Genomic DNA, 7,136 nt, shown 5'->3' with positions numbered 1-7,136 from the left:
GTCTTCGTGATGATCGAGCTGTTCTACCTGTTCAACTGCCGCTCGTTGCAGCGCTCGATGTTCCGCATCGGGGTGTTCAGCAACGCGTGGGTGACGGTCGGCGTGACCGTCACGATCGTGCTGCAGATGCTGTTCACCTACGCGGCGCCGATGCACGAGCTGTTCGGCAGCGCCTCGATCGGCCTGGAGGACTGGGCGCGGATCCTCGTCCTCGCGCTGGTGGCGTGGGGGATCGTCGGGATCGAGAAGACGGTGCGCAGCCGCCGGGCGGCAGTGTCCCCCGCGGCGCTCCGCTAGTCCTCGATGTTGCTCATCACGTGCTTGATGCGCGTGTAGTCCTCGAAGCCGTAGGCCGACAGGTCCTTGCCGTAGCCGGACTGCTTGAAGCCCCCGTGCGGCATCTCGGCGACGAGCGGGATGTGCGTGTTGATCCACACGCACCCGAAGTCCAGGTGCTTGGCCATCCGCATCGCCCTGCCGTGGTCCTTGGTCCAGACGCTGGAGGCCAGCCCGTACTTCACGCCGTTGGCCCAGGCCAGGGCCTGCGCCTCGTCGCTCGCGCGCTGCACGGTGATGACGGGGCCGAAGATCTCGTCCTGGATCATCTCGTCGGTCTGCTCCAGGCCGGTCACGACCGTGGGCTCGTAGAAGTAGCCCTCCCCGTCGGCGGGGTTGCCGCCGGTCGTCACCCGGGCGTGCGCGGGGGCGCGCTCGATGAACCCGGAGACGCGCTCGCGCTGCACCTGGCTGATGACGGGACCCATGTAGGTGTTCTCGTCCAGGGGGTCACCGTAGGCGGTGCCCTTGGCCTGCTCGGTCAGCGCGTCGACGAACGCGTCGTGGATGCCGGGACCGGCGATCACGCGCGTCGCCGCCGTGCAGTCCTGCCCGGCGTTGAAGTAGCCGGTGCCGGCGATCATCTCCGCGGCCGCCTCGACGTCCGCGTCGTCGAAGACGATGACCGGGGCCTTGCCGCCGAGCTCGAGGTGCACGCGCTTGAGCGAGTCCGCGGCCGCTGCCGCGACCGCCTTCCCGGCCCGGACGCTGCCGGTGATCGAGACCATGTCGACGCCCTCGTGACGGACGAGGTCCTCACCGGTCGCGCCCTTGCCCAGGACGACGTTGAAGACGCCCTCCGGCAGGTGCTTCTGCATGAGCTCCGCCATCCAGAGGGTGGACGTCGGCGTGTTCTCGGAGGGCTTCAGGACGAGGGCGTTGCCCGCCGCGAGGGCAGGGGCGAACTTCCAGATGGCCATCATGAACGGGTAGTTCCAGGGGGTGATGCCCGCGCAGACGCCGATCGGCTCGCGGCGGATCGACGAGGTGTGGCCCGCCATGTACTCCCCGGTGGAGAGTCCCTGCAGGTGGCGCGCGGCGCCGGCGAAGAAGCGGATCTGGTCGACCGCCGGCGGCACCTCCTCGCTGAGCACGAGCGCCAGCGGCTTGCCCGTGTTCTCGGTCTCGATGCGCGCCAGCTCCTCGGCGCGGGACTCGATCTCGTCGGCGATCTTCAGCAGCGCGAGGCTGCGCTCCGAGGGCGTCGCCTGGCCCCACTCCGCAAAGCCCGCGCGCGCCGCCTGCACCGCGGCGTCGACGTCCTGCGACGAGGAGATCCCCATCTGGTCGAGGACCGCGCCGGTCGCGGCGTTGTGGACGTCGTGGGAGCCGTCGCCGCTCGTCGCGACGCTCTTGCCACCGATGAAGTTCTGGAGCATGGAGCGACGCTACCAGCGCCACGGTGGCGTCTGGAATGTCCGCTTCGGCGCACGCCGGAGCGCGGTCTCGTACGTCGAGGTGCACGGGTCCCCGGGACGTTCGGGCCCGCTCGGCGTGCGTGGGGCCCCGGGGATGGGTCGGGAATCGGGCGTCCCCGAGCCCCGGGGGCGGGGCGCCGGGCTTCGCGTGCGACCCATAAGGTGTCGCGCATGACCAACGTGGTGATCTCCTCCGCTGCCCGGACCGCCGTCGGCGGCTACGGCAAGAGCCTGAAGGACGTGGCGCCGACCGACCTCGGCACGATCGCCGCGAAGGGCGCGATCGAGCGGGCCGGCATCAGCCCCGGTGACGTGCAGCACGTCGTGTTCGGCAACGTCATCCACACGCAGCCGGCCGACATGTACATGGCGCGCGTGGTGGGCGTGCAGGCCGGCATCCCGAAGGAGACCCCGGCGTACACGGTGAACCGCCTCTGCGGCACCGGCGTGCAGTCGATCGTCTCCGCCACGCAGGCGATCCAGACCGGTGACGCGGACGTCGCGCTCGCCGGAGGCGCCGAGTCCATGAGCCGCGGCCCCTACTGGGTCGACAACGCCCGCTGGGGCGCGAAGATGGGCCCGACCTCCATGACCGACCCGGTGATGGGCGGCCTGACCGACCCCTTCAACGAGATCCTCATGGGCGTCACCGCCGAGAACCTCGCGGAGAAGCACGCGATCACGCGCGAGCGTCAGGACGCCTTCGCCGTCGCCTCGCACCGCAAGGCCAGCGAGGCGCAGAAGGCCGGGCGCTTCGAGGGACAGATCGTCCCCGTGCCGGTGAAGGTGAAGCGCGAGATGGTCGACTTCGTCACCGACGAGCACATCCGCCACGACGCGTCGCTCGAGGCCATGGCGAAGCTGCGGCCCGCGTTCGCCAAGGGTGACGGTGGCACGGTGACCGCCGGCAACGCCTCCGGCATGAACGACGCGGGAGCGGCCGTCGTCCTCATGGACGCCGAGCGCGCCAAGGATCTCGGTGCGCCGGTGCGGGCCCGCATCCTCGGGTACGCGACCTGCGGCGTGGATCCCAAGATCATGGGCATCGGTCCGGTGCCGGCGATCAACAAGGTCCTGGATCGCACGGGCGTGTCACTCGACCAGGTCGGCGTCATCGAGCTCAACGAGGCGTTCGCGGCGCAGTCCCTGGCCGTGATGATCGAACTGGGCCTGGACGACGAGGATCCGCGCGTCAACCCCAACGGGGGCGCGATCGCCCTCGGGCACCCGATCGGCGCGTCGGGCACCGTCATCACCGCGAAGTGCCTGGACGAGATGGAGCGCGGCGACCACGAGTTCGGCCTGGTGTCGCTGTGCATCGGTGGCGGCCAGGGGATCGCGCTGCTGCTCGGGCGCGGCTAGACCTGCCCGAACGGTCGGGCCACCGGATCGACGTGGCGTATCGCCGCGGGTGCCGAGGCTCGGGGGAGCCGGCGCTCGCGGCCGCCCTGCCGGACCGCATCGCCGGTTGCCCCACCCCTGAGCTAGGTTTCCTGCATGCCCCAGTTCGCCACGCCCGAGGAGGCGAGCGCCGTCCTCGGCGGTCTCTTCCAGGACGCCGTCACCGATCCGGACCTCTACGGGAAGCTGCAGAAGCTCGACGGGATCGTCCGCCTGCAGGTGAAGGACCCCACGGTCCAGATCACGGTGCGGGCGAAGGCGGGCGAGCCCGGCGTGGTGGCGGTCGGATCGTCGAAGCTCAACCCCGACGTCATCGTCCGGCTGGACGGCGACACCGCGCACGGCTGGTTCAGCGGCGAGCTCAACCCGACCGTCGCCCTGTCCAAGGGCACGATGCGGGCCACCGGCGACATCGAGCGCATCCTGCGGCTCGTCCCGCTGGCGCCCGCGCTGGTCGACCAGTACAAGGCCGTGGTCGAGAACGGCGGCCGCGTGACCGAGGCACCCGCCGAACCCGAGCCTGCGGAGCAGCCGGAGGCTGTGGCACCTGTGGAGACAGTTTCTGCAGGAGAGGCACCGGCCCCCTCCGCGGAGAGCATCGCTGCCGAGGCCGACGCGACCGTCGCCGAGGTCGAGGCGGTCGTGGACGAGGTCCCCGCCGCCGACGAGGTGCTCGAGCAGGCGCCCGCGGCCGAGGAGATCGTGCAGGCCGCGCCCGCGGCCGAAGCGATCGTCGACGCCGCCCCGAGCGTCGAGGAGGTTCTCGCGTCCGCTCCTGGGGTGGAGGAGGTCGTCGCCCAGGCCCCGGAGCAGGTCGTCGCCGAGTCGCCGGAGCCGGCCGCGCCGGTCCCGGCCGAGGCCGCGTCGCAGACGGAGGCCGAGTCGGAGCCGGCGCCCGCCGAGCCGGAGGTCGAGGCGGGGGAGCCACCCGCCGAGTCCGCGCCGTCCGAGCCCGCGTCCGCCGAGCCTGAAGCCGTCGAGCCCGAAGCCGTCGAGCCCGAAGCCGCCGAGCCCGCGCCCGCCGAGCCTGACGCCGCCGAGCCCGAAGCCGTCGAGCCCGCGTCCGCCGAGCCCGCGCCCGCCGAGCCCGCCGAGTCCGACGCGCCCGAGCCTCCGCGCGACACCCCGCCGTCGGACGCCTGAACCGCCCCGTCCCGCCCGGGCGACCCGCCCGGGCGAGCGCCCCGCACCGCCCCCGTCGCACCGGACCTCCGTCCGCGCGCGCCCCTATCCCGGCGCCAGCCTCGGTCGCGCCGCGGCGACGGTGGCCCGCAGCGTCTCCTGCGCGTCGTGCTTCGGCGCCCACCCCAGGAGGGACCGCGCCCGCGTGCTGTCCATGAGGACGGGCTGGCGGAACGCCTCGATCCAGTGGGCCTCCGGGGGGAGGAACGGAAGTCGCGCGACGATCTCCGCGGTCGCATCGACCGCGAGCTCAGGGATCGGGACGCTGTACCAGCCGAGGGCAGCGGCGATGTCGCCCACACCGCAGACGCCGGGACCGGCGAGGTTGTAGACACCGGGCTCACCGCGACCGAGCACCGCCGCGACGAGCGCCTCGGCGACATCGTCGTGGTGCACGAGCTGGAAGGGCAGGCCGGGGTCGGGCAGCACCGGCTTGAGGACCGGCACCTGGTCGAAGAGCGCACGGACCGCACCGGGGAGCCGGTCGCCCAGCCCGATGCCGGGGATCATGTCGACGAGCAGCGTCGCCTCCGGGCCGGCGACGATGCAGGGCCGGAAGACCCACGCCTGGGTGGGCGACCCCGCGAGATCCTCGGCGAGCGCCTCCTCGACCTCGGCCTTCTGGGCCGAGTAGGGGTGGCGGTCGGTGCCGCGGGTCGGAACGTCCTCGGTGAGCAGTTCGGGCGCATCGTCGTGGAACCCGTAGGCGGCGACCGACGAGGCGTAGACCAGGCGCGGGACCCCGGCGGCCGCGGTCGCCGTGAAGACGTTGCGCGAGCCGCGGAGGTTGACCTCGCGGGAGTCGCCGGAGGCCTGGATGATGAAGGCGAGGTGGACCACGACGTCCGCGTCGGCGACCAGTCCGGCGACCGCGTCCGCGTCGAGGACGTCGCCCTGCCGGTACTCGGTGCGGGTCCACCCGTGCTCGGTCGGATCGAACGGGCGACGGGCCATCCCGACGATCCGCGCGACCTCCTCGCAGTCCTCGAGCGCCCTGATGAACGGTTTGCCGATCTCACCGGTCGGTCCGGTGACGGCGACGGTCAGACCTGCGGACGGCGGCATCGCGGCTCCTCTCGCTGCGGGGACGGACCCCCGGGCGATGAGCCTACCCCCGCGTCAGTCGTCGTAGCCGGGCTCGCCGGGCAGGAGCACGCGAGCGGTCTCGCCGCTGAGCACGACGCGCGGCTCCACCGCCACGACGTCACGTCCCGTCGCGTACTCCAGGAGCTCGTGCGCGGTCGCGAACACCGACAGCTGCTCGAGGTGCTTGATGGTCGGGAACACCAGCAGGATGCGCCCGTCCTGGTGGGCCTGCAGCGCGTCCTGCGGGCTGAACCAGCCGAGGTCGACGCACTCCTCGCCGTCCACACACGGCTCGACGCCGTGCGGGGCGGGGGCGAGGAAGAAATGGGTGTCGAACCGGACCTTGACCTCACGGGGGGTGATCCACCGCGAGAACTTCACGACGCTCTCGGGATCGACGCCGCTGACGGCCGCCTCCTCCTCGAGTTCGCGAACGGCCGCGAGCCGGTGGGCGGCGTCGCCGTCACCCTCGTGCGCGTCGACCGCGCCGCCGGGAAACACCCAGACGCCACCCATGAAACGCGCCTTCTCGGTGCGCTTGACCAGCAGGAGCTCGAGTGCCTCGTCGCCGCCTCGCACGAGGATCACGGACGCGGCCTGGCGCGGCTCCGTGATCTCACCGTCGTTGAGCTCTTCTCCGGGGGGCGGCGTGTCGATCTCCACGAAGCCAGCCTACCCGTTGATGGGTAGGGTGGGGCCAATGAGCGACACCACTCAATGGATCTGCGAGTCCTGTGGCTACATCTACGACCCGGCGGAGGGCGACCCCGACGGCGGCATCCCCGCCGGGACCGCGTTCGCGGACATCCCGGACACCTGGTTCTGCCCGGTGTGCGGTGCCCGCAAGAAGGACTTCACGCCCTACGAGGGCTGAGCACCTCGGCATGGCGAAGAAGGACGGAGCTGAACGTCGTCTTCGCCCCGGCCGCGGCAAGCCGCGCGGCCTCTCGACGCTGCGCCGCATGGTCACGCGGATCGACGGGTCGAAGCTGTGCTTCGGGGACCCCGTACGCGCCGAGGGAACCACCGTCATCCCTGTCGCTCGCGTGTGGGCGGCGGGGGGTCTGGGCTACGGCTTCGGACCGGGCGACGACGCCACGCCGGACGATCCCGAGGCCGGTGGCGGCGGCGGTGGGGGCTTCGTGGACGCGCATCCGATCGGCTTCATCACCGTCGGGCCGGACGGCGCGACGCGCTACGAGGCGATTCCCGACCCGCAGGGCCGGGCGCGCGCGGCGCGGGCGCTGGCCTCAGGCGCCGCGACCCTCATGACGGGATACGCGGCCGCACGTGCCCTGCGCGCGGGGAACGACCGCCGATCGCGGACCCGGCGCGGGGCCGCCGCCGCGATGCTGCGCCGCGGAACCGACTGACGGGCGCCCGACCGCTCAGCGGACGATGCTGTTCAGCAGCCGTGCGGCACGGGCGACCGCCCGTGGGTCCAGCGGCGGATTCCCGCGCGGGCCTGGCCGGAGCGCCGGGTTCGCGCGCGGCGCGAGCAGCAGCCGGACCTCCTGGTGGAAGGGGTCGCGGATCGGAAGCGGGCGGTCCGCGCTGTCGTCGTGCTCCATGGAACCGAGCGTACGCGCGACGCCGCAGGACGCAACCGCCACACGGTCCAACCCTCCGAACGGGGGGTCCGGTCGCGTGCCAAGTGCCCGTTAAGCGGCCTGGAGGATCATCGCGCGATGACCAGCCCCCGCCGGAGGACCG

The 7,136-nt window shown here is 72.4% G+C and carries 9 protein-coding genes; 5 read left to right on the top strand and 4 right to left on the bottom strand.

Annotated elements, in window-relative coordinates:
• Window positions 1-297 (top strand): cation transporting ATPase C-terminal domain-containing protein (locus ABYE80_RS14910; protein WP_372791078.1); only part of this gene is annotated, 297 nt, incomplete at its 5' end.
• Here the strand turns inward: ABYE80_RS14910 and ABYE80_RS14905 are convergent.
• Window positions 294-1,715 carry a gamma-aminobutyraldehyde dehydrogenase gene (locus ABYE80_RS14905; protein WP_372791077.1) on the bottom strand — a complete coding sequence of 474 codons (1,422 nt, stop codon included), beginning with the start codon at window positions 1,713-1,715 and terminating at the stop codon, window positions 294-296. The genes ABYE80_RS14910 and ABYE80_RS14905 overlap by 4 nt on opposite strands.
• Before the next feature lie 210 nt (window positions 1,716-1,925).
• On the opposite strand from ABYE80_RS14905, the gene ABYE80_RS14900 reads away from it, so the two are divergent.
• Window positions 1,926-3,116 (top strand): acetyl-CoA C-acyltransferase, encoded by a 1,191-nt coding sequence (locus ABYE80_RS14900; protein ID WP_372791076.1) that lies wholly within the window; start codon window positions 1,926-1,928, stop codon window positions 3,114-3,116.
• A gap of 135 nt (window positions 3,117-3,251) precedes the next feature.
• Entirely contained in the window at window positions 3,252-4,298 is a 1,047-nt protein-coding gene (locus tag ABYE80_RS14895) for an SCP2 sterol-binding domain-containing protein (protein WP_372791075.1), read from the top strand.
• 84 nt (window positions 4,299-4,382) lie between these two features.
• On the opposite strand, the gene ABYE80_RS14890 is transcribed toward ABYE80_RS14895, so the two are convergent.
• Window positions 4,383-5,402: an NAD-dependent epimerase/dehydratase family protein gene (locus tag ABYE80_RS14890; protein ID WP_372791074.1), complete on the bottom strand. Its 1,020-nt coding sequence runs from the start codon at window positions 5,400-5,402 to the stop codon at window positions 4,383-4,385.
• Between the two features lie 54 nt (window positions 5,403-5,456).
• On the bottom strand, window positions 5,457-6,086 hold the full coding sequence (locus ABYE80_RS14885) for an NUDIX domain-containing protein (protein ID WP_372791073.1): 630 nt from the start codon (window positions 6,084-6,086) through the stop codon (window positions 5,457-5,459).
• Window positions 6,087-6,123: 37 nt separating this feature from the next.
• Here ABYE80_RS14885 and ABYE80_RS14880 point away from each other — a divergent pair, with 37 nt between their 5' ends.
• Both ABYE80_RS14880 and ABYE80_RS14875 read left to right on the top strand, forming a co-directional pair.
• Window positions 6,124-6,297, top strand: a complete 174-nt coding sequence (locus tag ABYE80_RS14880; protein ID WP_372791072.1) for a rubredoxin — start codon at window positions 6,124-6,126, stop codon at window positions 6,295-6,297.
• 10 nt (window positions 6,298-6,307) lie between these two features.
• Window positions 6,308-6,796, top strand: a complete 489-nt coding sequence (locus ABYE80_RS14875; protein WP_372791071.1) for a spore germination protein GerW family protein — start codon at window positions 6,308-6,310, stop codon at window positions 6,794-6,796.
• Window positions 6,797-6,811: 15 nt separating this feature from the next.
• Here the strand turns inward: ABYE80_RS14875 and ABYE80_RS14870 are convergent, their stop codons facing one another.
• The gene (locus ABYE80_RS14870) at window positions 6,812-6,994 is read right to left on the bottom strand and encodes a hypothetical protein (RefSeq protein ID WP_372791070.1); all 183 of its coding nucleotides are present in this window, start codon (window positions 6,992-6,994) and stop codon (window positions 6,812-6,814) included.
• Window positions 6,995-7,136 lie beyond the last annotated feature (142 nt).

Origin of the sequence: Paraconexibacter sp., assembly GCF_041602235.1 — a bacterium.
Lineage (GTDB): Bacteria > Actinomycetota > Thermoleophilia > Solirubrobacterales > Solirubrobacteraceae > Paraconexibacter.
This window is presented reverse-complemented; position numbering and strand designations above follow the sequence as displayed.